This window comes from Microbacterium sp. K35 (assembly GCF_004794375.1).
In the GTDB taxonomy this organism is placed as follows: domain Bacteria; phylum Actinomycetota; class Actinomycetes; order Actinomycetales; family Microbacteriaceae; genus Microbacterium; species Microbacterium sufflavum.
Genome location: NZ_SSDM01000202.1, coordinates 1 through 1266 on the forward strand (window position 1 = coordinate 1; position 1266 = coordinate 1266).

Annotated in this window: 1 protein-coding gene; it reads left to right on the top strand. The window is 73.0% G+C overall.

Annotated features, from left to right (window positions below):
* A partial coding sequence (locus DW299_RS07645) for an aldehyde dehydrogenase family protein (RefSeq protein WP_240745341.1) occupies positions 1-1266 on the top strand: 1266 nt, incomplete at both ends.

Here is a 1266-nt window from a genome sequence, read left to right on the forward strand (position 1 = left end):
GCTGCCGGCCGCCGAGCGTGCCGCCGTGCTGCACCGCGCGGGCGACGAGCTCGCCGCGCGCCGGGGACAGCTCATCGAGATCATGGCCAACGAGGCGGGCAAGACCATCGCCGAGGCCGACCCCGAGGTGAGCGAGGCCATCGACTTCGCCCACTACTACGCCGAGCGCGCGAAGGACCTGGAGGCCGTGACGGGCGCGGAGTTCGTGCCGTCGAAGGTCACCGTGGTCACACCGCCCTGGAACTTCCCCGTCGCGATCCCCGCGGGCGGCGTGCTGGCCGGCCTCGCGTCGGGCTCCGGTGTGATCATCAAGCCCGCCAAGCTCACGCAGCGCTGCGGTGCCGTGATGGTGGAGGCGCTGTGGGCCGCTGGTGTGCCGCGCGACCTCCTCGCCCTCGTCGACCTGGCCTCGCGCGACCTCGGCACCCGCCTGGTCGCCAGCCCGCAGGTCGACCGGGTCATCCTCACCGGCGCCTACGAGACCGCGCAGCTGTTCCGCTCGTTCCGGGCCGACCTGCCGCTGCTCGCCGAGACCAGCGGCAAGAACGCGATCATCGTCACACCCTCCGCCGACCTCGACCTGGCCGCCGCCGACGTCGCCCGCAGCGCCTTCGGCCACGCGGGACAGAAGTGCTCCGCCGCCTCCCTCGCGATCCTCGTGGGCTCGGTCGCGGACTCGAAGCGGTTCGAGCGGCAGCTCGTCGACGCCGTGACCTCGATGCGCGTGGGGCTCCCCGACGACCCCGCCACGCAGATGGGCCCGATCATCGAACCCGCGAACGGCAAGCTGCTCACGGCGCTCACCACGCTCGACAAGGGCGAGCGCTGGCTGGTCGAGCCCTGCAAGCTCGACGACGAGGGGAAGCAGTGGACCCCCGGCGTGAAGACCGGTGTGCGCGAGGGCTCGTACTTCCACCTCACGGAGTTCTTCGGCCCCGTGCTCGGCATCATGCACGCGAAGGACCTCGACGAGGCCATCCGCCTGCAGAACGCCGTGGACTACGGCCTCACCGCCGGCCTGCACTCGCTCGACTCCGCCGAGGTCGCCACCTGGCTCGACCGGGTCGAGGCGGGCAACCTGTACGTGAACCGCGGCATCACCGGCGCGATCGTGCAGCGGCAGCCGTTCGGCGGGTGGAAGCGCTCGGCCGTGGGCGCCGGCGCCAAGGCGGGCGGCCCGAACTACCTGTTCGGCCTCGGCGAGTGGCGGGCGGCCGAACTGCCCGCCGCCGCGCCCGGTGCCGCCATGACCCCCGCGGTGTCGGG